At 73.3% G+C, this 21,712-nt stretch carries 21 protein-coding genes; 11 read left to right on the top strand and 10 right to left on the bottom strand.

What is annotated here, in order from left to right:
* Positions 1-44 precede the first annotated feature (44 nt).
* Complete coding sequence (locus ACIG5E_RS10800) at positions 45-593, bottom strand: GNAT family N-acetyltransferase (protein ID WP_396532960.1); 549 nt, start codon at positions 591-593, stop codon at positions 45-47.
* The gene (locus tag ACIG5E_RS10805; RefSeq protein ID WP_396532961.1) at positions 577-1,512 is read right to left on the bottom strand and encodes a class I SAM-dependent methyltransferase; all 936 of its coding nucleotides are present in this window, start codon (positions 1,510-1,512) and stop codon (positions 577-579) included. The genes ACIG5E_RS10800 and ACIG5E_RS10805 overlap by 17 nt, the downstream gene beginning before the upstream one ends.
* 429 nt (positions 1,513-1,941) lie before the next feature.
* Here ACIG5E_RS10805 and ACIG5E_RS10810 point away from each other — a divergent pair, with 429 nt between their 5' ends.
* The 9 genes from ACIG5E_RS10810 to ACIG5E_RS10850 all read left to right on the top strand — a co-directional run bounded on the left by ACIG5E_RS10810 (position 1,942) and on the right by ACIG5E_RS10850 (position 10,818).
* Positions 1,942-3,666: an ATP-binding protein gene (locus tag ACIG5E_RS10810; RefSeq protein WP_396532962.1), complete on the top strand. Its 1,725-nt coding sequence runs from the start codon at positions 1,942-1,944 to the stop codon at positions 3,664-3,666.
* 17 nt (positions 3,667-3,683) lie between these two features.
* Positions 3,684-4,070 (top strand): roadblock/LC7 domain-containing protein, encoded by a 387-nt coding sequence (locus ACIG5E_RS10815; RefSeq protein ID WP_197698027.1) that lies wholly within the window; start codon positions 3,684-3,686, stop codon positions 4,068-4,070.
* 63 nt (positions 4,071-4,133) lie between these two features.
* Positions 4,134-4,493 carry a DUF742 domain-containing protein gene (locus tag ACIG5E_RS10820; protein WP_350510307.1) on the top strand — a complete coding sequence of 120 codons (360 nt, stop codon included), beginning with the start codon at positions 4,134-4,136 and terminating at the stop codon, positions 4,491-4,493.
* Complete coding sequence (locus ACIG5E_RS10825) at positions 4,474-5,091, top strand: GTP-binding protein (RefSeq protein ID WP_396532963.1); 618 nt, start codon at positions 4,474-4,476, stop codon at positions 5,089-5,091. The genes ACIG5E_RS10820 and ACIG5E_RS10825 overlap by 20 nt, the downstream gene beginning before the upstream one ends.
* Positions 5,092-5,132: 41 nt before the next feature.
* A complete protein-coding gene (locus tag ACIG5E_RS10830) occupies positions 5,133-6,608 on the top strand; it encodes a cytochrome P450 (RefSeq protein ID WP_396532965.1) in 1,476 nt (491 codons plus the stop codon).
* Positions 6,609-6,753: 145 nt separating this feature from the next.
* Positions 6,754-7,326, top strand: coding sequence for a (2Fe-2S)-binding protein (locus ACIG5E_RS10835; RefSeq protein WP_396532966.1), 573 nt, complete (start codon positions 6,754-6,756; stop codon positions 7,324-7,326).
* Positions 7,323-8,327, top strand: coding sequence for an FAD binding domain-containing protein (locus ACIG5E_RS10840; protein WP_396532967.1), 1,005 nt, complete (start codon positions 7,323-7,325; stop codon positions 8,325-8,327). Before ACIG5E_RS10835 ends, ACIG5E_RS10840 begins: the two co-directional genes overlap by 4 nt.
* A complete protein-coding gene (locus ACIG5E_RS10845) occupies positions 8,324-10,432 on the top strand; it encodes a xanthine dehydrogenase family protein molybdopterin-binding subunit (protein ID WP_396532968.1) in 2,109 nt (702 codons plus the stop codon). Before ACIG5E_RS10840 ends, ACIG5E_RS10845 begins: the two co-directional genes overlap by 4 nt.
* Positions 10,433-10,509: 77 nt before the next feature.
* Entirely contained in the window at positions 10,510-10,818 is a 309-nt protein-coding gene (locus tag ACIG5E_RS10850) for a hypothetical protein (protein ID WP_396532969.1), read from the top strand.
* Positions 10,819-10,854: 36 nt separating this feature from the next.
* Here ACIG5E_RS10850 and ACIG5E_RS10855 read toward each other — a convergent pair whose 3' ends face one another.
* The 7 genes from ACIG5E_RS10855 to ACIG5E_RS10885 form a co-directional block, all read right to left on the bottom strand.
* Positions 10,855-11,706 carry a DUF1906 domain-containing protein gene (locus ACIG5E_RS10855; protein WP_396532971.1) on the bottom strand — a complete coding sequence of 284 codons (852 nt, stop codon included), beginning with the start codon at positions 11,704-11,706 and terminating at the stop codon, positions 10,855-10,857.
* Between the two features lie 105 nt (positions 11,707-11,811).
* On the bottom strand, positions 11,812-12,015 hold the full coding sequence (locus ACIG5E_RS10860) for a hypothetical protein (protein WP_396532972.1): 204 nt from the start codon (positions 12,013-12,015) through the stop codon (positions 11,812-11,814).
* Between the two features lie 23 nt (positions 12,016-12,038).
* On the bottom strand, positions 12,039-12,980 hold the full coding sequence (locus tag ACIG5E_RS10865; protein ID WP_396532973.1) for an alpha/beta fold hydrolase: 942 nt from the start codon (positions 12,978-12,980) through the stop codon (positions 12,039-12,041).
* Positions 12,980-13,213 (bottom strand): acyl carrier protein, encoded by a 234-nt coding sequence (locus ACIG5E_RS10870; protein ID WP_396532974.1) that lies wholly within the window; start codon positions 13,211-13,213, stop codon positions 12,980-12,982. Before ACIG5E_RS10870 ends, ACIG5E_RS10865 begins: the two co-directional genes overlap by 1 nt.
* Positions 13,214-13,282: 69 nt before the next feature.
* A complete protein-coding gene (locus tag ACIG5E_RS10875) occupies positions 13,283-14,326 on the bottom strand; it encodes a beta-ketoacyl-ACP synthase III (protein ID WP_396532975.1) in 1,044 nt (347 codons plus the stop codon).
* Positions 14,327-14,573: 247 nt separating this feature from the next.
* Positions 14,574-16,265, bottom strand: coding sequence for a purple acid phosphatase family protein (locus tag ACIG5E_RS10880; protein WP_396532976.1), 1,692 nt, complete (start codon positions 16,263-16,265; stop codon positions 14,574-14,576).
* Between the two features lie 151 nt (positions 16,266-16,416).
* Positions 16,417-17,058, bottom strand: a complete 642-nt coding sequence (locus ACIG5E_RS10885; RefSeq protein ID WP_396532977.1) for a DUF4360 domain-containing protein — start codon at positions 17,056-17,058, stop codon at positions 16,417-16,419.
* A gap of 263 nt (positions 17,059-17,321) precedes the next feature.
* Between ACIG5E_RS10885 and ACIG5E_RS10890 the strand changes: the two genes are divergently transcribed.
* Both ACIG5E_RS10890 and ACIG5E_RS10895 read left to right on the top strand, forming a co-directional pair.
* The gene (locus ACIG5E_RS10890; protein WP_396532978.1) at positions 17,322-18,518 is read left to right on the top strand and encodes a CapA family protein; all 1,197 of its coding nucleotides are present in this window, start codon (positions 17,322-17,324) and stop codon (positions 18,516-18,518) included.
* Positions 18,519-18,754: 236 nt separating this feature from the next.
* Entirely contained in the window at positions 18,755-19,147 is a 393-nt protein-coding gene (locus ACIG5E_RS10895; RefSeq protein ID WP_396532979.1) for a hypothetical protein, read from the top strand.
* Positions 19,148-19,247: 100 nt separating this feature from the next.
* On the opposite strand, the gene ACIG5E_RS10900 is transcribed toward ACIG5E_RS10895, so the two are convergent.
* Positions 19,248-21,653 carry a tetratricopeptide repeat protein gene (locus tag ACIG5E_RS10900; protein ID WP_396532980.1) on the bottom strand — a complete coding sequence of 802 codons (2,406 nt, stop codon included), beginning with the start codon at positions 21,651-21,653 and terminating at the stop codon, positions 19,248-19,250.
* Between the last annotated feature and the right edge of the window lie 59 nt (positions 21,654-21,712).

Below are 21,712 nucleotides of genomic sequence, written 5' to 3' on the forward strand. Positions count from 1 at the left end.
GGCGGGCGGCAGTGTGCTGCCACACCCCCGCACCATGACAATTGTCAGCCCGTCGGCTCGGGCAGCAGCCGCACCATGTGCAGCTTCGCGACGGCCTGCCCGTCCACCAGGACGGCCCGGGGCTCGCGGCCCCAGACCTCGAAGCCGCGGGAGGTGTAGAGCCGCAGGGCCGGTTCGTTGCCCTCGGAGACGGTCAGCAGCACCTGCCGCAGCTGCCCGTCCTCGGCGGCGACCGCGAGCACCCGGTCGACCAGCGCGCCGCCGATTCCCCGGCCGCCGGCCGGGCGGGCCACCGCCATGCCCCACAGGGTGGCCTTGTGCCGTTCCTGGCCGCGCTGCTTCACCCGCAGCCCGGCGGTGCCGACCAGGGCGCCGTCCGGGTCGAAGGCGCCGAGCAGGGCGCCCGGCCCGTGTTCGATCCCGGCGAGGCGGGCGAGCGTGTCGGCCATCGGCTTGGCGCGCTCCTCGGCGTAGCCGGAGGTGAAGGCGCTCGGCGTCTCGCGCAGGGCGGTGAGCCGGAAGGCCCGGTACGGTTCGGCGTCCGCGACCCCGAGGCGGCGGATGACGGCGGCGGGCTCAGCCGAGGCGGACACGGGTGCACCTGGTCACGTAGGGCATGGCGATCTCCTCCCGCCCGGCCAGGCCGGGGTGGGTGGCGAGCAGGTGCTCGACGTCGGCCAGCAGCCGGGCGCGTTCGGCCTCGGGCAGGGCGATGACGTAGCTGCGGGAGGCGACCAGATCGATGATTCCGGCCGGGGTGGTGGAGTGCTCCCAGCGGATCTCCAGCCGCTCGGGCGGGCCGAACGGGGCGGGCAGAACGGGTGCGGTGTCGATCTGCTGACGGGCCGACCGGTGCATCAGCGCGCCGAGGGCGGCGGCCCAGGGCTCGGTCTCGTCCCGGACGTTCCACACCAGGGCGAGGGTCCCGCCGGGGGCGAGCACCCGGGCGATCTCCGGTACGGCCGTCGCCTGGTCGAACCAGTGCCAGGCCTGGGCGACCACCACCGCGTCCACGCAGGCGTCGGGCAGCGGGATGTGCTCGGCCGAGCCGGCCCGTACCGCCGCCTTCGGTACGGCGGCGGCGAGCCGGTCGCGCATGCCCTCGTCGGGCTCCACCGCGACCACGTCCAGTCCGGCGTCGACCAGCAGACTGGTCAACTTGCCCGTACCGGCGCCCAGATCGAGCACCCGGCGGGCCTCACGGGGCACCGCCGAGCCGATCAGCGCCTGCGGGTAGCCGGGCCGGCCGTGCTGGTAGGAGCCGGCCGCGAGGCCGAAGGAGCGGGCCCGCAGCCGGCCGGACCAGCGCCGGGTCGCGCCCTGTCTGGTCATCCCGCAGGCCCGGCCGATCTCCTCCCAGGTCGCCTCGCGGCCGCGCCGCAGTTCCTCCACCAGGTCGGTGCGCCGATCCTCCAGCGCCTCGATCACCCCCGAGAGCCGGTGCAGGCCGTCCAGCCCGCCCCCACCGGCGACGTCCGCCGCCACCCGCCGACCGAGATCGTTCATGTCCATGGCCCCGCACTGTAGGGACCGCGCGCACGAGCCGTCAACAACCATTGCCCTGTTGAGCAACATCTGTTGCGCCGCACCGCGCCGTCCCCCACAGGAGTGACGGGCGAGCCCCACACGACGCGCCTAGCACGAACTCACCTCCGCTCGCGGCGACTTGGGCCGGAAACCCTTCACATGAGCGAATCCGGGCCGGGTTCCCGGTGCGGGGGCGGCCGGGCGAGAAGCCTTGGTGGCCGGGCGGCACCGACCCGGACTGCGACAGGTGTGCGAGATGTCTGGCATATCCGGCAAGTTGCCACAAGTCGGTTGACGGACAGTATTTTTGAGCTTTGGTCAGGATTGTCCTGAACTTGGCTATGCTGCAGCACCACGCCTCCGGAGCCGGTCGTCGCCCGTCCCCGTTCTGTACCGATCGTTTGAGGATGCCGAATGCTTCGAGCTGGATCGTCACCCGCCAGACGGCGCCGCGCGCCCCTGCTCGGCTGGCTGCTGCCCACAGCCGTGATGGCGGCTGCGGTGGGGGTCGCCGCGGTGGTGGTGTCGGCCGGAGCCCGGGCCCAACTGCTGTGGTGCGGGGCGACGGCCACCGTTCTGGTCGCCGTGGTCGCCGCCGAATCCGCCCGCCGCGGCCGGGCCCTCGCCGAACTGCGCGACGAACACACCCGGCGGGTCGACGAGTTGCAGCGCAAACTGGCCGGGCAGGAGGACGAGATCGAGCGGATGGCCACCGGCGAGCTGCGCCGGCTGGTCGGCGGCGCCCGGTACGGCTCGTCCATCGACGTACTGCTCCAGCCGTTCCAGCGCCCGAACCCGCTGCTGTCAAGGAAGTTCCGCCACTCGCTGGAGCTGGTGGTCCGCGGCATCGCCCAGGCCGTCGACGACGAGGTCAGTCGGCGCGACACCGCCGAGCGCGCCTTCGTCAACCTGGCCCGCCGGGTCCAGGCGATCATCCACCGCCAGGCCAAGGACCTTCGGGAGATGGAGGACCGGCACGGCAACGACCCGGCGGTCTTCGACGACCTGCTGCGCCTGGACCACGGCAACGCCCTGGTCGGCCGCCTCGCCGACTCCATCGCCGTCCTCTCGGGTGCCCGGCCCGGCCGCCAGTGGACCCGCCCGATCGCCCTCTACAGCGTGCTGCGCGGCGGGATGTCCCGGATCCTCGAGTACCAGCGGGTCGACCTGCACCCGGTGGCGCAGATCTCGGTCACCGGCCCGGCCGTCGAACCCCTGATCCACGCCGTGGCCGAGCTGCTCGACAACGCCACCCGCTACTCCCCGCCGCACACCCACGTCCACCTGAGTGCCTCCGAGGTGCAGAGCGGGATAGCGATCGAGGTCGAGGACGGCGGCCTCGGACTCACCGACGAGGCCCGTTCCCGGGCCGAGCGCTCGATGCGCGAGGCCATGGTCTCCAAGGACTTCGACGACCTCACCGAGTCCCCCCGGCTGGGCTTCGCCATCCTCGGCCGGCTCTGCCAGGCGTATGGCTTCCAGGTGTCGCTGCGCCGCTCCGCGTACGGCGGCGTACGCGCGGTGCTGGTGGTGCCCCAGGAACTGCTCACCACCGCTCCCCCGACCGGGCGGGCGCACGGCATCGGCGCCTTCTCCGGCCCGCGGCCGCTCCCGGCCAACCCGCCCCGGCACGCGGCCCCCGCCCGGCCCTGGGGCGCCCGGACCGCCCCGTCCGGCACCGGGCCGTCCGGCGGCTTCGGCCAGTCCGGCGGCCTCGGCCAGACCGCGGGGCTGGGGCAGTCCGCCGGCGTCGGGCCCTCCTTCGGCTCGACCAACCCGTGGGGGCCGTCCGGCTCGGGGGCCGGGGACGACGAGGTGATCATCACCGAGCGCACCGCCAACGGCCTGCCGCAGCGCCGCCGCAGCCGTCCGACCGGCCGGGCCGTCTTCTCCGCGCCCGCCCGCGGCACCGCCCAGCCCAGCGGCCCGACCGCCGGCCCCGCGGCGGGACCGGCCGCCCCGGCCCCCCGGCCCAAGAAGCAGCCCGGCCTGTGGCTGGAGGCGTTCATGGAGGGCTACAAGGGCACCGGCAGCAGCAGCGAAGGCACGGGCGACACCGCCACCACCGGAAACAACAGCACCGCACCGAACAGCGCCGGACACACCAGTGAAGAGACGGCAGGGAAAGGCGAGCAGTGATTCCGCACCGCAGCAACATGGACTGGATCCTCAACGACCTCGCGCACAGCGTCCCGTACGTGCGCCACGTCATCGTGCTCTCCGCCGACGGCCTGCGGATCGCCCAGTACGGCGCCGACCCGGACACCGCCGACCGGCTGGCCGCCGCCTGCGCCGGCCTGCAGAGCCTGGCCGCCGCCGTCGGGCACGAGTTCCCGCACGGCAACGGCGCGATGAAACTGGTCGTCATCGAGGTGGACGGCGGCTACTTCTACCTGATGTCGGCCGGTGACCGCGCCTACCTCGCGGTCCTCGCCGACGAGGGCGTGGACGCCGGGCTGGTCAGCCACCAGATGCGCGACCTGGTGGACCGGATCGGCGAGCACCTGTCCGCCCCGCCGCGCAATCCGGAGGTGGTCGCGTGAACCGTCCGGCCACGACCGCCGGCGCCCGGGCGGGCACATGAACGAGCACAGTGAGGCAGTCACATGACCGCCGACCAGGGCGGCTGGGACGGACCCGAGCCCGATCGCCTGTACGTGATCACCCGCGGCCGCAGCGGCCCCTCCGGGCCGGGCGTCTTCGACCTGGTCACCCTGATCGTCTCCCTCGCGGAACCGACCCCCGCCATGCAGCCCGAGCACGCGGCGATCCTGCGGCTGTGCCGCTCGCCGCTCTCGGTGGCGGAGGTCTCCGCCTACCTCGAACTGCCCACGAGCGTGGTCACCGTCCTGCTGGCGGACCTGCTCGACGACGGGCGGATCGAGGCCCGCTCCGCCGTGCCCGCGGCGGAACTCCCCGACCGTGCCCTGTTGGAGGCGGTGATCCATGGACTTCAGCGGCTCTGACACGGCCGTCGGACCGGCGAGCGCGGACCTGCTGCCCGACACCGTCACCACGGCGGTCAAGGTGGTGATCGTCGGCGGCTTCGGCGTCGGCAAGACCACCCTGGTCGGCGCCGTCAGCGAGATCCGCCCGCTGACCACCGAGGAGACCATGACCCAGGCCGGGGTCGGCGTGGACGACCCGACCGGGGTCGAGCGCAAGACCTCCACCACGGTGGCCATGGACTTCGGCCGGATCAGCATCAGCGACAAGCTCGTGCTGTACGTCTTCGGCACCCCCGGCCAGGAGCGGTTCTGGTTCCTCTGGAACGGCCTGTTCGAGGGCGCGCTCGGCGCGGTCGTGCTGGTGGACACCCGCCGGCTGGAGGTCAGCTTCGAGGTGATCGGACGGCTGGAGGACCGCGGCGTGCCCTTCGTGGTCGCCGTCAACGGCTTCCCCGAGGCGCCGAGTTACCCGCTCGACGAGCTGCGCCAGGCACTCGACCTGCCGCCCGAGGTGCCGATCGTCGCCTGCGACGCGCGCAGCCGCGAATCCAGCCGGGACACCCTGATGACGCTCATGCACTACCTGTACGAACTGGCCGCGCCCCCCGCCGGCTGAACCCCTGCCGTACCTGTCCGAACCTCGCGACCGGAGACCTAGTGACCACCCCGTTCCCCGACGACGACGCCGCCCCCGTCCCGCCGCCCGGCTGCCCCGCCCACGGGCGCGCCGTCGAACCGATCGGCCCCGGCGGCCTGCGCCGGCTGTACGGCCCGGAGGCCGAGGCCGACCCGGCGGGCCTGTACGAGAAGCTGCGCGCCGAGTACGGCGACGTCGCCCCGGTGCTGCTGCACGGCGACCACCGGGCCTGGCTGATCCTCGGCCACGGCGCCAACATCACCGCGATGCGCACCCCCTCGCTGTTCTCCCGCGACTCGCGGCTGTGGAACGCCTTCCGCAACGACGAGATCCCGGCCGACTCCCCGCTGCTGCCGGTGGTCGCCTGGCAGCCGATCTGCGTGTTCGCCGACGGCGAGGAGCACCGCCGGCTGCGCACCGCCCTGCTGGACGGCCTGAACGGCTTCGACCGCCGCGGCATCCGCCGCCACGTCCGCCGCTTCACCACCGACCTGGTCCAGGTGGTCGGGCCGACCGGCCGGGCCGAGCTGATCACCCAGTTCGCCGAGCACCTGCCGATGCTGGTGATGACCAAGCTGCTCGGCATGCCGGACGAGTACGGGCCCCAACTCGTCGACGCCGCACGGGACCTGATGAAGGGCACCGAGACGGCGATCGCCAGCAACGAGTACGTGGTGGCGAGCCTGCGCCGCACCATCGCGATCAAGCACGAAAGCCCCGGCGACGACCTGACCAGCCGGCTGCTCGCCCACCCGGCCGGGCTGACCGACGACGAGGTGATGGAGCACCTGCGGGTCGTGCTGCTGGCCGCCAACGAGACGACCGTCAACCTGATCGCCGACTCGCTGAAGATGGTGCTCACCGACCCGCGCTTCCGCGCCCACCTGTCCGGCGGCCAGATGACCCTGGGAGAGGCGCTGGACCAGGTGCTCTGGGACTCCCCGCCGATGTCCCTGGTCGCCGGGCGCTGGGCCACCGCCGACACCGAGCTCGGCGGCCAGCAGATCCAGGCCGGGGACCTCCTGCTGCTCGGCCTCGCGGCGGGCAACGTCGACCCGGTGATCCGGCCCGACCTGGCCACCCCGCTGTACGGCAACCGCTCGCACCTGTCCTTCGGCGCCGGACCGCACGAGTGCCCCGGACAGGACATCGGCCGACACGTCGCCGAAGCCGGGATCGACATCCTGCTCACCCTGCTGCCGGACCTCCGACTCGCCGTCCCCGAGGAGGAGTTGACCTGGAGCTCGGCCTGGATCTCCCGCCACCTCACCGCGCTGCCGGTGGAGTTCACCCCCCACGAGATCGAGCCCGACCCGGAGTCGGTCGCGGAGGCCGAGCGCGCGGCGGCGGCCCGGGCCGCCGAGGAGCGCGAGCTCGCCACCCGGGCGCTGGAGGCCACCCAGCGAGCGGCGGCCGCCGGCACCCCGGCCGCCGCGACCATTCCGGCGCAGCGCCGCAGCTGGTGGGACGTGCTGACCGGCCTGTTCCGCCGCTGACACCCGCTCCAGGGCGGGCGGGGCCGGTCGGTCCCCGCCCGCCCTTCGCTCCGGCGTACAGGCGGGCCCCGGCGTCCTGCCGCCGCCGGTGTGACGCGGCGCCGTGCGCCGTGTGGACATGGCCGGGGCCGGGGACTCTCGTGCGATGCAGAGGGAAATCACCGTTCGGGTCGACGGGATCGCGCGTCGGCTGACCGTCGACGCGCGCACGACACTGCTTGACGCCCTGCGGGAACGGCTCGGGATCACGAGCCCCAAGAAGGGTTGCGACCACGGCCAGTGCGGCGCGTGCACGGTGCTGTCCGGCGGGCGGCGCGTGCTGGGCTGCCTCACGCTCGCCGTCACCCAGGACGGCGCCGAGGTCATCACCGCCGAAGGTCTCGCCACCGGGGTGGCCGCCGCCGACGGACAGCACGCCGAGGGCGGCCTCCATCCGGTGCAGCGGGCCTTCATCGACTGCGACGCGCTCCAGTGCGGCTACTGCACTCCGGGGCAGGTGGTCTCGGCGGTCGGGGCGCTCGACGAGTTCGCGATGGGCTGGCCGAGCGCCGTCACCGAGGGCTCGGGGGCGCCGCGACTGGACCGCGCCGAGGTGGCCGAGCGGATGAGCGGCAACCTGTGCCGCTGCGCGGCCTACGTCAACATCGTGACCGCGGTGCTGCAGGCGGCCGGGTCGTCCCCCGCCGGGCGGACGGCCGGTCCGGAGGTGGCCGGATGAAGCCCTTCGACTACCTCAGCCCCGCGGACGCCGCGGACGCCGTGCGCAGCGTCGCCGGGAATCCGGGCGCGGTGTTCCTCGGCGGCGGCACGAACCTGGTGGACCACCTCAAGCTCGGCGTCGTCGAACCCGGTCTGGTCGTCGGCCTCGCCGGTCTGCTGCCCGCCGGGATCGAGGAGCTCGGCGACGGCGCCCTCAGGATCGGCGCGGGTGTCAGCAACAGCGAACTCGCCGCCGACCCCCGGGTGCGCGAGCGGTTCCCGGTGCTGTCGCAGGCGCTGTTGTCCGGCGCGTCCGGGCAGTTGCGCAACATGGCCACCGTCGGGGGCAATCCGCTGCAACGGACCCGCTGCGTCTACTTCCAGGACGTCACGACACCGTGCAACAAGCGGGAGCCGGGCTCGGGCTGTTCGGCGACCGGGGGGTGGACCCGTCACCACGCGGTCCTCGGCGCGTCCGAGCACTGCATCGCGACCCACCCGTCCGACATGGCCGTGGCGATGGCCGCGCTCGACGCCCGGGTGCGGACGCTGGGCCCGGCCGGGGAGCGCACGATCCCCTTCGTGGACCTGCACCGGCTGCCCGGCGACGCTCCCGAGCGCGACACGGTGCTCGAACACGGTGAGCTGATCACCGCGATCGACCTGCCGGCGCGGCCCATCGCCCGCCGGTCGGCCTACCGCAAGGTGCGCGACCGAGCCTCGTACGCGTTCGCCCTGGTCAGCGTGGCCGCGGCGATCGACGTCGAGGACGGCGTGATCGTGGACGCGCGCGTCGCGTTCGGCGGCGTCGCGCACGCGCCGTGGCGCGCGTACCGAGCCGAGGAGGCGCTGCGGGGCTCCCCGGCGTCGGACCGGAGCTACCGGAGCGCGGCGGACGCGGAACTCGCCGACGCTCGGCCGGCCGAGGGACTGGACGGCGGCAACGCCTTCAAGATCCCCCTGCTGCGCCGCACCCTGACCGCGACCCTGCGCGACCTGGCAGGAGAGGACTCCCGATGACGTTCCCGAGCGAACCCGAAGCCGTCGGCCGCGACCTGCCCCGCCGGGACGGAGCCGTCAAGGTCCTGGGCACCGCCACCTACGCCTACGAGACGCCGTTGGCGAACGCCGCCTACCTGCACGCCGTCCAGGCCACGGTCGCCCGGGGGCGCGTCACGGGGCTGGACACCGCCGCCGCCGAAGGACTCGACGGTGTGGTCACGGTGCTCACCCCCGGCACGGCGGAGCGCCTGGCATCCACCGAGGACAGGGAGCTGGCGGTCCTGCAGGGCGAGGAGGTCGCCTTTCGCGGCCAGGTCGTCGCGCTGGTCGTCGCCGACAGCTCCGAGGTGGCGCGGCACGCGGCCGCTCTCGTGCGGGTCGAGTACGCGCAGGAGGCGCACGACGCCGAGCTGCGGGCCGACCGCGAGGACCTGTACGCGCCCGAGAGGGTGAACCCGGACTTTCCCACCGACACCGCCGAGGGCGACGTCGACGCCGCGATGGCGGCTGCGGAGGTGAGCGTCGAGGAGACGTACACGACCGCGATGTACCACAACAACCCGATGGAGCCGCACGCCACGGCCGCCCTGTGGGACCCGGCGGGTGAGGGCTTCCTCACCCTGTGGGACTCCACCCAGGGCGTCCATTCGACGCGGGCGGTCCTGGCGTCGGTGTTCGGCCTCGACGAGGCGCGGGTGCGGGTCGTCTGCCCGTACGTCGGCGGAGGGTTCGGGTCCAAGGGGCAGCCGCACGTCAACGTCGTCCTGGCCGCCATGGCCGCACGCGCGGTCCCCGGCCGGCCCGTGCGGCTGGCCCTGACCCGGCAGCAGATGTTCTCCCTGGCCGGCTACCGCACGCCGACCATCCAGCGCTGTCGCCTCAGTGCGGACCGGGACGGCACGATCACCGCTCTCGCCATCGACGTCGTCGAACTCACTTCGCGCATCAAGGAGTTCGCCGAGCAGAGCGGTGTCCCCGCGCGTATGATGTACGCCTCGCCGAACCGGTGGACCACGCACCGCCTGGCCGCCCTCGACGTCCCGGTGCCGTCCTGGATGCGCGCCCCCGGCGAGTGCCCGGGCATGTTCGGCCCCGAGGTGGCCATGGACGAGCTGGCCGAGCGCCTGGGCATGGACCCGGTCGAATTGCGGATCCGCAACGAGCCCGCCGTCGAACCCGGCTCGGGCAAGCCCTTCTCCAGCCGTGACCTGGTCGGCTGCCTGCGGGAGGGCGCCGTGCGGTTCGGCTGGTCGGAGCGCGATCCGCGGCCCGGCGTGCGCCGCCGCGGCGACTGGCTCGTCGGCACGGGCGTCGCCGCCTCCACCTACCCGGCCTACCGCATGCCGAGGTCGACGGCGGTGATCCGGCGGGAGGGCGAGCGCTACGTCGCCGAGATCGGCGCGGCCGATCTCGGCACCGGCACCTGGACCACCCTGGCGCAGATCACCGCGGACGCACTCGGTGTACCGGTGGCTCTCGTGGACGTGCGCATCGGCGACACCGACTACCCGATGGCCTCGGTGGCCGGGGGCTCCTCGGGCATGACGACGTGGGGCTCGGCCGTGGTCGAGGCGGCGGGCGCCTTCCGCACCAAGTACGGGAGCGAGCCGCCGGACGGGGCCGAGGCGTCCGGCACCGTGGGGCCGGCCGACGACCGCCTCGCGATGCACGCCTTCGGGGCGCAGTTCGCCGAGGCGCACGTCCATCTGGACACCGGCGAGGTGCGCGTCCCGCGCCTGCTGGGCGTGTTCGCCGCGGGCCGGATCATCAACCCGCGCACGGCACGCTCTCAGTTCGTCGGCGGGATGACGATGGGGCTGTCCATGGCCCTGCACGAGAGCAGCGTGCTCGACCCCCGCACCGGTCACGTCGTCAACCACGACTTCGCCGAGTACCACATCGCGGCCAACGCGGACGTCGGCGCGATCGAGGCGTACTGGCTCCCCGAGCACGACCCCCACGTCAACGCCATGGGGTCCAAGGGCATCGGGGAGATCGGCATCGTCGGCACGGCCGCCGCGGTGTCGAACGCGGTGTGGCACGCCTGCGGCGTGCGGGTACGGGACCTGCCGATCACCCTGGACAAGGTCCTGCACGCGTTGGAGGAACGGCCCGAGCGCTGACCCCGACGTCCACCGCCGACTGGTCCGGATGCCACCCTGCGCGTGCAACGTACGGCTTCTGCGGCAAGGTTGATGAGATGGACACCGTCACCGTGCTCGAACCCGACACTCCGACCAATGTCCGGCTCCTCGGTACCGGCCAGGAGCCGGCCGACCCGGATAACCCCGTGCGCCTCGCGCACACCGCCCCTACGGACTCCTCCGGAGTCTGCGGCCCGCTCACCCTGTGCGGCCTGGACACCTCCGACATGACACTCGCACCCCTCCGGACCACCATCGACGGCCGGCTCTTGCCGTACTGGAACGCCTGTGGGGCGTGCCGCGACGCCGAGGAGCCCGCGACGCCGCCCGCCCCCGAGGACGACGCCCCGGGACAGAACACCTAGGGCCGCGCCGATGGACGGCGCCCGGCGCGTCGTGGCTCAGGGGCCGGCCACCGGTCCGTCCAGCGCATCGGGGTCGACGCTGAGGGTCACCCCTGCGTACGTCTCGTCGGCGCTGCCCCGGTGCTGATGGATGCGGCGGCCGGCCCACAGCTCGTCGGGCAGCCCGGGCTGCCCGCTGGTCGCGGGGCGGCCGTCCCAGCGGGCGTACCAGATGGCGTCGGGCAGCGGGGCACGGCCGGCCCGGGCGGCGGCGACGAGGTCCGCGATGCCGGAATCCATGCTGGAGTAGAAGCCCGACCGGTAGCCGGCCGCCCGCAGGGCCCTGGTCCAGCCGACGGTGAAGTCGACCACCGCCCGGCTGCAGACCGCGTCGCCCACCGGGTAGGCCTCCATGTCGAGGTACACCGGGCTGCCCGGCCCCAGGCCCAGCTCCCCCAGCGCCGCCGCGGCCTCGCCCGCCTCCTGTGCGCCCTGCTCCTCGGCCCGGTCCGGGTCGATCCGCAGCGGTTTGTCCGGCCGCTCGGCGCAGGGCGCCTGGAGCCCGACGTGCGTGGGCACCAGCCTCCACCCCATCGCCCGGACCTCGGCGACCCACCGCGGCGTCAGCCGGCGCTGCTCGCAGCCGCGCTGACTGCCGCTGCTGTAGATGTTCACCGCACCGTACGGCGAGGCGGTGCGCCAGACGTACAGGGCCTCCGCCGGCGGAGCCGAGCAGGCGTCGAACCCGGCCCCGGTGTACCGGTACTCGGGCAGTGGCTCCGCCGAACCGTCGGGCGGCGCGGCGGCGAAGGGCTCGGGAGGGGCGCCCGGGGAGGCCTGGGCGGGCACGGAGACGGGGAACAGGAGGAGCGGAACCGCCAGGAGCGCGGTCAGGGGAAGAAGACGCATTCCCCCGTCCTAACCGCTCGCCCCGGGAGTTCGCGGCGCACCGTACCGACGCGCCGCGCCCGTTCACCCGGAATCACGACACCGCCGGGCGATCCGCGGGCACCGTCACGCCGCCGCCCGGCGGCGGCCGGCGCGGGCGCAGCGCAGCAGTTCCTCGCCGCAGTCGCCGACGGCCGGTGCGAACCACAGGGGCAGCACGCCGTAGAGGAGGAAGCGCCGACTGGCGTTCTCCACGTCGTCGGACGGGCCGGTGGTCAGCTCCGTTGCGGCGCGCCACTGTCGCCACGGGCGGGTGGGTGTCCTGGGCATGGGTTCCCTCTCGCGTCCGGGTTTCAGGCGGTGTAGGCGAAGTCCAGGCCGTCGAGCGGTTCGTCGCGCAGGAACCGGAGTACGAGGTGGGCGTACTCGGCGTCGCGTTCCAGATGGGCCATGTGGTCGGCTTCCTTGAGCAGGACCAGGGTGGAGCCGGCGATGGTGCGGGCCACCTCCCGGTTCTGCCGCGGGAGGGTGGTGCTGTCGTACTCCCCGGTGAACACCAGTGCGGGGACGCCGGTGACACCGCCCTGCGGAAGGAGGGACGGTTCCAGGACGCGGCGGTGGCACGCCGCGTGCCGCCGTGCCTGCCGCCACGTGGTGCGCAGGGCCTGTTTGCGCAGCAGCCGCTGCACGGCCTCCGACTGCTGGACGCGCTGGTGCTCGTCGGTGTTGACGAGGTAGCGCACCAGGCGGTCGGCGTACGGGCCCATTGCCGGGCATGCGTCGTCCAGGGACTCGCCGGGTCCGGGAGCGGTTCCTTCGATGTGGCTGACGGCCTCCCTCAGGAACGCCCGCATGGTGCCGGTCACCTGGTGGGCGGTGCCGGACAGCAGCAGCCGGCTGATCCGGTCCGGGCGGCGCTGGGCCAGCCGGTAGGCGATCGGCGCTCCGTAGGAGGCGCCCAGGACGTTGACGCGGGCCAGGCCGAGGGCGTCCAGCAGGTGCAGGGCCGCGGCGGCCAGGGTGTCGAAGCCCTCCTCCTCGGGCAGGTCGTCCGCGGTGCCCGTGCCGGGCAGGTCGGCCAGGATCACCGGGGTGTGCGGTGCGATGCGCCGCTCCAGGCGGGGCCAGGCGTACATGTCCTGAAGTGCGCCGCCGAGCAGCAGGAGGGGTTCGGTCACCGAGTGCGGTCTGCGCCAGTGCCCCGTGCCCGGATCCGTGTGCACGATCCGGCAGACGTACTTCATGCCCCGCCAGCGCAGGTGGTGGAGCTCCTCGACGGGGGACGGATGGGTCATCAACGGCTCACCGCGTACCGGCTGATGAGCTTGGCCATGTCGTCCACGCAGGTCGCGGCGGACAGCTGATCCTCGCTGATCTCCACTCCGAAGCGGTCCTCCAGGTGGATGGACAGCACCACCAGGGCCATGGAGTCGACGCCCGCGCTGGCGAGGGGGGCGTCGGGGGTGACGGGCGCGGAGGGCAGGCCGCACCTGTCCGTCAGGATCTCCTTGACTTGGTCGAACGTCATGCGCGATTCCCTCCGGTGGGAAGACGGCCTGCTCGGAACGCGGCGGCCGACGGACGGGGACGGGCGGGGTCAGGACAGGCGGGCGCTGAGGCCGGCCGGCCACACCAGCGTGGTGGCAGCCCAGGCCAGGCCGCTGCCGAAGGCGACCAGCAGCACCTTGTGGCCGGGTTTCAGCTCCCCCTGGTCGGCGGCGTGGGCCAGCAGCAGCGGCACGGAGGCGGCCGCGGTGTTGCCGACCTCCTCGATGTTCGACGGGACGCGTGCCGCGGGGATCTCCAGCATGTCGGCGACCGTGGCGGTGATGCGCTGGTTCGCCTGGTGGGCGATCAGCCGGTCGACGTCGCGGACCACCCAGCCGGCTTCGGTGGCCGCCTCCCGCGCGGCCGCCGTCATCCTGCGCACCGCGTGCCGGAAGACCTCGTTGCCGCTCATGTGCACGAAGTGCTCCTCGGGTGCCGTCCGGTCCCGCCGGTGGCGCTCGCGCGCACCGCCCGCGGGAACGGCGATGGCATCGGCGAGGGAGCCGTCGCTGCCCCATACCACCGGCCCCAGGGCGCCCTCGGTGTGCGGCGAGCCGGCTTCGAGGACGACGGCGCCGGCCCCGTCGCCGAAGATCGGGGCGGTGGCCCGGTCAAGCGGGTTGACCAGGGCGGTCATCGTCTCGGCGCCCACCACGAGCACCCGGCGTGCCGCGCCCGAGGCGATCAGGCCGGCGGCGACCGTGCAGGCGTACACGAAACCGGAGCACCCGGCCATGACGTCGAAGGCGGCCACGGCGGGCAGGCCCAGCCGGTGGGCGACCCACGGCGCCGTGGCCGGGCACGGGCGGTCCGGGGTGTTGGAGGCCAGGACCAGCGCGTCCACACTGCCGATCCCGGCGGAGGCCATGGCCCGCGCCCCGGCCTCCACCGCCATGTCCCCGGTGGAGATGTGGGGTTCCGCGACGCGACGCTCGGCGATGCCGATGCGCTCGCGGATCCACTGGTCCGAGCTGTCGATGCGGGTGCACAGCTCGCTGTTGGGAACGCGGCGCGGTGGCAGCCACGCCCCCAGGCCGGTCAGGACGGCAGCGGCGCCGCGGCCGCGGTCCGTGGCACAGGGGGTGTCGGTCACGGGAGCTCCCTCGGTCGGACACGCGCACATCGGAAAGGCGGCGTCCACGCCGCTGCCGCACCGGCCGGACCCGCCGGTCAATTCATAGATGAGCGCTCCTGACGCCGGTCCCGGAGCCACACCGGAAAGGGGCCGCTGTCCCCCGAACGGCGGGTCGGGCCCGGTGCGTCGGGTGCACCGGGCCCGACCTCGTGCTAAGGGGGCTGCCCGGCCTACGGGGTCCCCGGGTGGGTCCCGCCCTCCGGTGTCAGTCGTGGCCGTCGGTGCGGCGGCGGTGGAGGGTGAAGGTGTCGACCGGGGTGAGGTCGGCGTGGGGGCCGTCGAAGGTGTAGTAGGTGACGCGCATCGTGGTGGTGCCGCCGCGTCGGTCGCCGGGGTCGACCTCGAAGGCGGCGAAGCCGTGGGTGTTGGTGCGGTCCTGGTAGGCGGCCCAGGGGGCGTCCTCGGTGAGCCAGATCGACTCCCGGTAGGGCGCGCCTGGGGCGGGCTTGTCCTCCAGGCCGATGACCACCCGGCCCTGGGGGCGTTCGAACAGGTCGTCCTGGGTGGTGGCGGCGTTCCCGCCGGCGCCGATGACCATGTGCACGGTGCCGCGGCCGGTGTCGGCGAGGTGGGGGTCGGTGCCGGTGGGCACCGGGGTGCGGGTGTCGTTGGGCAGGGTGCCGCGGACGGGGTGGGAGCGCTCGTAGTAGTGCTCGTGGCCGCTGACCACGAGGTCGACCCCGTAGGCGTCGAACAGCGGGCACCAGGCCTCGCGGACGCCGAGGTCGCTGCCGGAGCCGTGCTTGGAGCTGGAGATCATCGGGTGGTGCATGCAGACCACGATCCAGTCGATCGCCCGGTTGCTCCGGGCCGTGCGCAACTCCCGTTCCAGCCAGCGCTGCTGGGCACCGCCGGAGTAGCCGCGCAGATAGGTCTCGCCGGAGTTCTGGATGGCGACGTCGTCGTTGGCGAGGCTGATGAAGCGCACCGAGCCGACCGTGAAGGCGTACCACATGCCCCGGGTCTCCTGGTCGCGGTCGGCGGTGGAGTCGGGCAGGGTGAAGTAGGTCTGGTAGCCGGCGGCGCCGATCGGGCCGTTGCCGCTCTCGTTCTCGTGGTTCCCGGCGCAGGGCATCCAGGGGCGCAGCCGGGCCGAGCGGCTGTTGTTGATGAACCAGTCGGCCCAGGTGGCGGTGCGGCTCTCGCCGTGCCGGCCGCTGTAGGAGGCGTAGCAGAGGTCGCCGTTGACCAGGTTGAACAGCGGGCCGACGCGTTCGACGGCGGCGACGATGTCGGCGGCGTACGGGGAGCCGATCTGGCTGCTGGTGTACACCGGGTACTTGCCGAGCGGTGAGGGCATGCCGTCGGGGAAGACCAGGTGGCGGCGGAGGTTGGGGGTGGCCTGGTCGCCGAAGCTGGTGAAGGTGAAGGGGGTGCGGCCGTGCGGGGCGGTGGTGAAGCTGCCGGTCTCGGGGCTCGTGCCGTCGTGCCCGGCGGTGTAGAGGTACGTGGTGTCCGGGCGCAGGCCGGTGAGCTTGGCGTGGTGGACGTACACCTCGTCCTTGCCGAGGGCGTCGCGGTAGGTGCGCGTTTCGGCCTCGACGACCTTGCCGAGGCCGCCGTCGGGCGAGCCGAGCCGGACCTGCGGGCGGCGGACGGACTGCGGGGTGATCCAGGAGACGGTCATCTCGGTGGCGGGGTCGGTGCCGAACTGCAGGTGCAGGCCGCTGACGCTGGGGGTGCCGATCCGGTGCGGGCGGGCCTGGAGCAGCGGGCTCGCGGGCCCGTCGGCCTGTCCGCCTGACGATCCATCGGCCGGCCCGTCGGCGTTTCCGTCGGCGTTTCCGTCGGTCGGGCCGTCGGAGGCCGAGGCCGGTCGGGCGGCCGCGCCGCCCGCGACCAGGGCGGCTCCGGCCGCCGATGTGCCCTTGAGGATGGACCTGCGTGCGATGGTCATGGCGCTCCGTCTGCCGAGTGGGGGTCCGGGACCCGCAGCACTGTAGCGACATGAACATGCAAAGGCGATCGCTTTTCTGACGGTCGCTCACCTCCGGGCACGCCGCGGCCCCGGCGGCCGGGGCACCGCCGGGACCGGGCGCGCTCGCGGATCAGGGGCACTGCTTCCAGGCGAGGTGGTAGACGGTGTTGATGCTGCCGTCGGTCGAGTCCATCGTCATGAAGCTGGTGGTGTGGGCCGGGTCCGAGGTGCCGGCGGCGACGCGCAGTTCGGTGTTGATGTTGAAGTTGCGCTCCTCGCCGCAGGGGGCCCAGACCAGGGCGGCGACGTCGACGCTGTCGGTCGCCTGCCAGCTGTCGTCCGTCGGGCCGTCGAAGCGGTGGCTCTGGTAGGTGGTCCCGGGGTCCCCCTGGAAGTAGTAGTTGGCCCGCTCGACGCCGCTCGCCCCGTTCTCCAGGTGGGCGAAGCCGCGGTAGTCGGCGGAGGCGATGGCGTAGGTGAAGCCCTGGGGGACGTGCACCTGCAGGTCGAGCTGACAGTTCTTCCGGAAGTCGGTCGGCTTCGAGCCCACTCCCACCTGGGCCAGGTAGCTGCTGTACGTCACGGTGAAGGCGGTGTTGTCCGGCGACACGGCCACGGCGGCCGATCCCACCGGGCAGCCGGAGCCGTTGACGGTCGCGACGTCGATGACGATCCGGTCCGGCGGGGTCGGCAGCGCGTCGCCGCCGAAGGTCGGCGAGCCGACCACCGCGGCGGAGACGGCGGCCGCGGCGGCCATTGTGCGGAGCAGCATGGGCTTCCCCTTCGATCGTCCACGGAGGCAGGGGCAGCGCGGCATGGCGCGGTCCGAACGCGCCGCGCGCGACCCCTCGTCAAAATTGACGTGGATATGTCAGCACATCGAGCGGACCGTGCACAAGGAGTCACGCGTGGTCACTATTTTCGGGGTCGACGGCTCCCCGGGTGACCTGCGGGCGTGGGGCCGACGGCGTGCGAAGCGGTCGCCCGCATAGTCGGAGGGTTGGTCACACCTTCCGATCGTGAGACGAGCCGACCATGCCCCTCCCCCGCCGCCGGACCGCCGTCACGGCCCTCGCCCTGCTGCTCGCCCTCCCCGGCTGCGGCGCCCCACAACCGTCCGGGCGGACCGCGCCCGGCAGCCCCTCGGCGAGCCCGACCCCCACCCCGACCGGGCCGCGGGCGTTCACCCTGCTCGCCACCGGCGACGTGCTGCCGCACACCGAGATCATCCAGCAGGCCAAGGAGGACGCCGGCGGCTCCGGTTACGACTTCGGCCCCATGCTGGCCGGTGTCAAACCGCTGATCGGCGCGGCCGACCTGGCGATCTGCCACATGGAGACCGTCTACGGCGCCGACGGCGGCCCGTACACCGGGTACCCGGCCTTCAAGTCCCCGCCGCAGGTCGCCAAGGCGCTCAAGGACGCCGGGTACGCCTCCTGCGACACCGCCTCCAACCACACCCTGGACGACGGCCCGGCCGGCATCCGGCGCACCCTGGACGCGATGGACGCCGTCGGCCTCGCCCACACCGGCTCCGCCCGCACCGCCGAGGAGGCCGGGCGGCCCGCGCTGCTGCGGGCGGGCGGTGCCACGGTGGCCCAACTCGCCTACACCTACGGCACCAACGGCATCCCGCTGCCCAAGAACGAGCCCTGGGCCGTCAACCTGATCGACCGGGACCGGATCCTCGCCGACGCCCGCGCCGCCCGGGCGGACGGCGCGGACCTGGTGGTGGTCAGCATCCACTGGGGCACCGAGTGGCAGGACACCCCCAACGAGCAACAGCTCACCCTGGCCCGCGAGTTGTCCGAAGCCGGCCAGGGCCCGGGCCGGCCAGACATCGACCTGATCCTCGGCACCCACGCCCACATCCCGCAGGCCTACGAGAAGATCGGCGACACCTGGACGGTGTACGGCCTCGGCGACCAGCTCGCCGGGCACATGTTCACCTACGACGGCGCCGAGGACCCGCGCGGCAACTGGAGCTCGATCGCCCGCTTCACCGTCAGCCCGCCGGCCGGTCCCGGGCAGCGGTGGGCGGTGAGCCGGGCCGAGTTCGTCCCGCAGATCACCGACCTCGGCCCGCCCTACCGGGTGCTCGACCTGCGCGAGGCCGTCCGCCGCAACCCCGGCCGCGCCGACTGGGCCCGTGCGCTGGAACACATCCGCTCCGTGGTGCTCAGCCGCGGCGCCGGTTCGGCGGGGCTCGCCATGGCGCCGCAGCAGTCGTGACCGCCCGGACGACCGCACAGCTGCCAGGACTCGTCCGCCCGATCACGTGACCACCGCTTGCCTTGTGCACGCGGACCGGGTCCGGGGGTGTCCGGCGCTCTCCGGACGGTGTCCGGGAGCGTCCGGGACTGTCCGAGACGGTGCTCGACCGGTTGTTCTCCGTTCCGCCGGTTGCTGAGGTTCGGGGTGTTCCCGGCGCCAGCCCCGGGGCGGAATCGACCCTTTGGAGGAGCACCATGCGATTCACCAGGACCAGGAAGCGCCTCGCCGCCGCCGCGATCGCCGCGGTGGCGACGGGCGTGATCGGGATCGGGAGCGCGACCTCGGCCCAGGCCGCCGAGACCGCGGAGGGCAGCTTCCCGTTCGGTACCGGCGGCTGTGCGGCGGTGGAGAACATCGTGGTGGGGCCTGGCTCCCACGACTACATGGACATCGTCCCGACCGCCAACCCCGGCCACTGCCTGTTCGGTGTCTTCGACCGGAACGCCTGGAAGTGGCTGGGCGCCGCCGGCGCGACCCCCAGCAGCGACCCGTCACCGTGGTACTACGACGGACCGGGCCAGAGCCTGGAGGCGTGCCTGATCGACACGGCCAACAACAACACCTGGGCGTGCGGCCCGATCAACTGAGCAAGGTGCGGTGAGTGAGGTGGGAGCGGGCCCGTGCGGGTCCGCTCCCACTGCCCAGCTTCAGCCACATCGCGACAGGAGGCGAACGGTGCGGATCCGCTCACTCCGTCAGCGAGTCGAGCAGGGCCCGGGCTTCGTCCGCCTCGGGGATGTTCAGCGAGGTGTGGATCTCGACGGCCTGTTCGGCGTGCTTCCGAGCAGTGCCGGGTTCTCCCAGGCGCTGGAGCGTTCGCGCCAGCCCGAGGTGGATGCGGCCGAGGTTGTACCGCTCACCGGTGTGCGGTAGGTACTCGACCGCGGCCCGGTAGTGCCAAAGGGCGCTCGCCGGAGCGTCCATGGCCAGCAGGGCATCGCCGAGCAGGGTGTGCGACTCGGCTTGGCCGAAGGTGTCACCGAGGTCCCGGTGCAGATCCAGCGCCTCCTGGTACAGGTCGAGGGCCTCCGGATGGCGTCGCAGCTTCTGCTGGTGCTCGCCGAACTGGTTGAGCGCTATGGCCTGGCCGAGGCGGTTGCCGCTGCGCCGGTGGAAGTCCAGCGCCTCACGGTGGTGGTCCAGGGCCTCCTGCAGCCGTCCGAGTCTGGTCAGCGTGGGTCCCAGATTGATCAGCGCGATCGCCTCGACCGCCGGCTCGGGGATCTCCCGGCTGAGCCACAGCGCCCGCCGCAGGTGGTCGAGGGCCTCCTCCAGGCGCCCCATCCGGGTCAGGGTGAGGCCCAGATTGGCCAGAACGTGGGCCTCACCGTTGCGGTTGCCGGTCCTCCGCCGGATCGCCAGGGCCTGGTGGAGGAGATCGAGCGCCTGCGGGAAGTCGCCGAGCTGGTACTGGACCAGCCCGAGCTGCCGTAGCGCGGCCGCCTCACCGGCCGGATCGCCGAGCTGCCGAGTGGCCCGCAGGGCGCGAACACCCAGCCCGAGTGCCTCCTGGGCGGGCATGTGGCGCTTGAGGTGGCGCCAGAGGATCGCCGGCAGGTCCGCCGCGTACTCCGGTAGGTCGGCGTCGGTGGCGTGGCGGGTGAGAGCCAGCAGGTTGGCCTGCTCCCTGGTCAGCCAGTCCTCCGCGTCCGCCCGGTCGGCGAACACCAGGGGGGTACCGCCGGGCGCGGGTGGCTGCGGTCGGTGATGCCGTTCCAGCGGGACCAGTAGGTCCATCGCCGAGGCGGCGGCATGACGGTAGTGGTCGAACAGTCGTATGAGCGCAGCCCGCTGGAGGTGTTCGGATTCCTCCCGGGCGAGCAGTTCACCGGCGAAGGTGCGCAGCAGGTCGTGGAAGGTGTACCGGAAGGCCGTTCGTTCGATCAGCAGGTGGTGGTTGTGCAGCGACTCCAGGAGCTCCTCGGTCTCGTCCAGCGGTGCATCGACCAGGGCGGCGAGGGCGTGCGCAGTAAGGTCCTCGCCGGGATGCAGCGCGGCCAGCCGGAACGCGCGCTGCTGCGCCGGGGTGAGGGCGTGATGGGAGTCCACGAAGGCCGCCGCGACGCTCTGGTCGTGGCTGGAGAGCTCGGTCAATAACTTCTGCGGACGCCGGATCCGCTGCAGCAACTCGACGGGCGTCCAGGCGGGATGATGAGCCAGTCTGGCGGCGGCGATCCGCAGCGCCAGCGGCAGTCTTCCGCACAGTGCGACGATCTCGTCCACGGTGGCGGCATGGCCCGCGACCCGGTCCGGGCCGACGATCCGGGCGAACAGCTCCACGGCCTCGTCATGGCTCAGCACGTCCAAGGGCACGCCGACCGCCCCGTCCAGTGCGGGCATTCGCCGCCGGGACGTCACCAGTACGAGGCAGCGCGGGCCGCCGGGGATCAACGGGCGGACCTGCTCGGCGTCGACGGCGTTGTCCAGCACGATCAGGTACCGCTTGCCCGCCGCCCGGCTGCGCCACAACTGGGCGCGCTCCTCGGTGCGCAGCGGCAGTGCGGTCTCGCTGACTCCGACCGCCCGGAGCAGACTCGCCAGCGCCGCGCCCGGTTCGAGCGGCCGCTGGTCCGGAGTGAAACCGCGCAGGTCCACGAACAGCTGCCCGTCGGGGAACCGGCCGGCGAGGATGTGCCCGACGTGGACGGCCAAGGCGGTCTTGCCGACGCCGGCCATGCCGTCGATGGCCGAGATCACCAGCGGACGGGCCCGGGCGCCGCCCGGTCCGGTGGTCAGGGCCAGCAACCGGTCAACCTCGCCGCGCCGTCCGGTGAAGTCCGGGACGGCGTACGGCAGCAGCCGGGGCACCACGCGTTCGACCGGCTCCCCGCCAGGCTGCGGTTCGGAATCCCCGCGTGCCGCGGAGAGCAGCCGGTCACGGTCGGCCGGGTCCAGCCCCAGGGCCGTGGCCAGCCGCGCCACCGACGACAGGCGAGGCTGCCGCCGCCCTGACTCCAGCACGCTGATCGCATGCGTCGAGATGCCTGACCGTTCCGCGAGTTCCTCCTGCGTCCACCCGGTCGAGTACCGGTACCGTCGCAGCAGCGTTCCGAAATCCCCCAGCACGATCGCCTCCGATGGGTGGTCATCCACGGGAACGACGACGGCAGGAACGGCCGGGCGCCGGAAACGCGTCCCCCGTCGGTGACTCC

The sequence above is a fragment of the Kitasatospora sp. NPDC053057 genome (assembly GCF_044546945.1).
Taxonomy (GTDB): Bacteria; Actinomycetota; Actinomycetes; order Streptomycetales; family Streptomycetaceae; genus Kitasatospora.

Bases quoted from the DNA above. Each gene is read 5' to 3' on its own strand.
- ACIG5E_RS10805 (WP_396532961.1), bottom strand. From the start codon at position 1,512: ATGGACATGAACGATCTCGGTCGGCGGGTGGCGGCGGACGTCGCCGGT.
- ACIG5E_RS10810 (WP_396532962.1), top strand. From the start codon at position 1,942: ATGCTTCGAGCTGGATCGTCACCCGCCAGACGGCGCCGCGCGCCCCTG.
- ACIG5E_RS10815 (WP_197698027.1), top strand. From the start codon at position 3,684: ATGGACTGGATCCTCAACGACCTCGCGCACAGCGTCCCGTACGTGCGC.
- ACIG5E_RS10820 (WP_350510307.1), top strand. From the start codon at position 4,134: ATGACCGCCGACCAGGGCGGCTGGGACGGACCCGAGCCCGATCGCCTG.
- ACIG5E_RS10825 (WP_396532963.1), top strand. From the start codon at position 4,474: ATGGACTTCAGCGGCTCTGACACGGCCGTCGGACCGGCGAGCGCGGAC.
- ACIG5E_RS10835 (WP_396532966.1), top strand. From the start codon at position 6,754: ATGCAGAGGGAAATCACCGTTCGGGTCGACGGGATCGCGCGTCGGCTG.
- ACIG5E_RS10840 (WP_396532967.1), top strand. From the start codon at position 7,323: ATGAAGCCCTTCGACTACCTCAGCCCCGCGGACGCCGCGGACGCCGTG.
- ACIG5E_RS10845 (WP_396532968.1), top strand. From the start codon at position 8,324: ATGACGTTCCCGAGCGAACCCGAAGCCGTCGGCCGCGACCTGCCCCGC.
- ACIG5E_RS10850 (WP_396532969.1), top strand. From the start codon at position 10,510: ATGGACACCGTCACCGTGCTCGAACCCGACACTCCGACCAATGTCCGG.
- ACIG5E_RS10855 (WP_396532971.1), bottom strand. From the start codon at position 11,706: ATGCGTCTTCTTCCCCTGACCGCGCTCCTGGCGGTTCCGCTCCTCCTG.
- ACIG5E_RS10860 (WP_396532972.1), bottom strand. From the start codon at position 12,015: ATGCCCAGGACACCCACCCGCCCGTGGCGACAGTGGCGCGCCGCAACG.
- ACIG5E_RS10865 (WP_396532973.1), bottom strand. From the start codon at position 12,980: ATGACCCATCCGTCCCCCGTCGAGGAGCTCCACCACCTGCGCTGGCGG.
- ACIG5E_RS10870 (WP_396532974.1), bottom strand. From the start codon at position 13,213: ATGACGTTCGACCAAGTCAAGGAGATCCTGACGGACAGGTGCGGCCTG.
- ACIG5E_RS10880 (WP_396532976.1), bottom strand. From the start codon at position 16,265: ATGACCATCGCACGCAGGTCCATCCTCAAGGGCACATCGGCGGCCGGA.
- ACIG5E_RS10885 (WP_396532977.1), bottom strand. From the start codon at position 17,058: ATGCTGCTCCGCACAATGGCCGCCGCGGCCGCCGTCTCCGCCGCGGTG.
- ACIG5E_RS10890 (WP_396532978.1), top strand. From the start codon at position 17,322: ATGCCCCTCCCCCGCCGCCGGACCGCCGTCACGGCCCTCGCCCTGCTG.
- ACIG5E_RS10895 (WP_396532979.1), top strand. From the start codon at position 18,755: ATGCGATTCACCAGGACCAGGAAGCGCCTCGCCGCCGCCGCGATCGCC.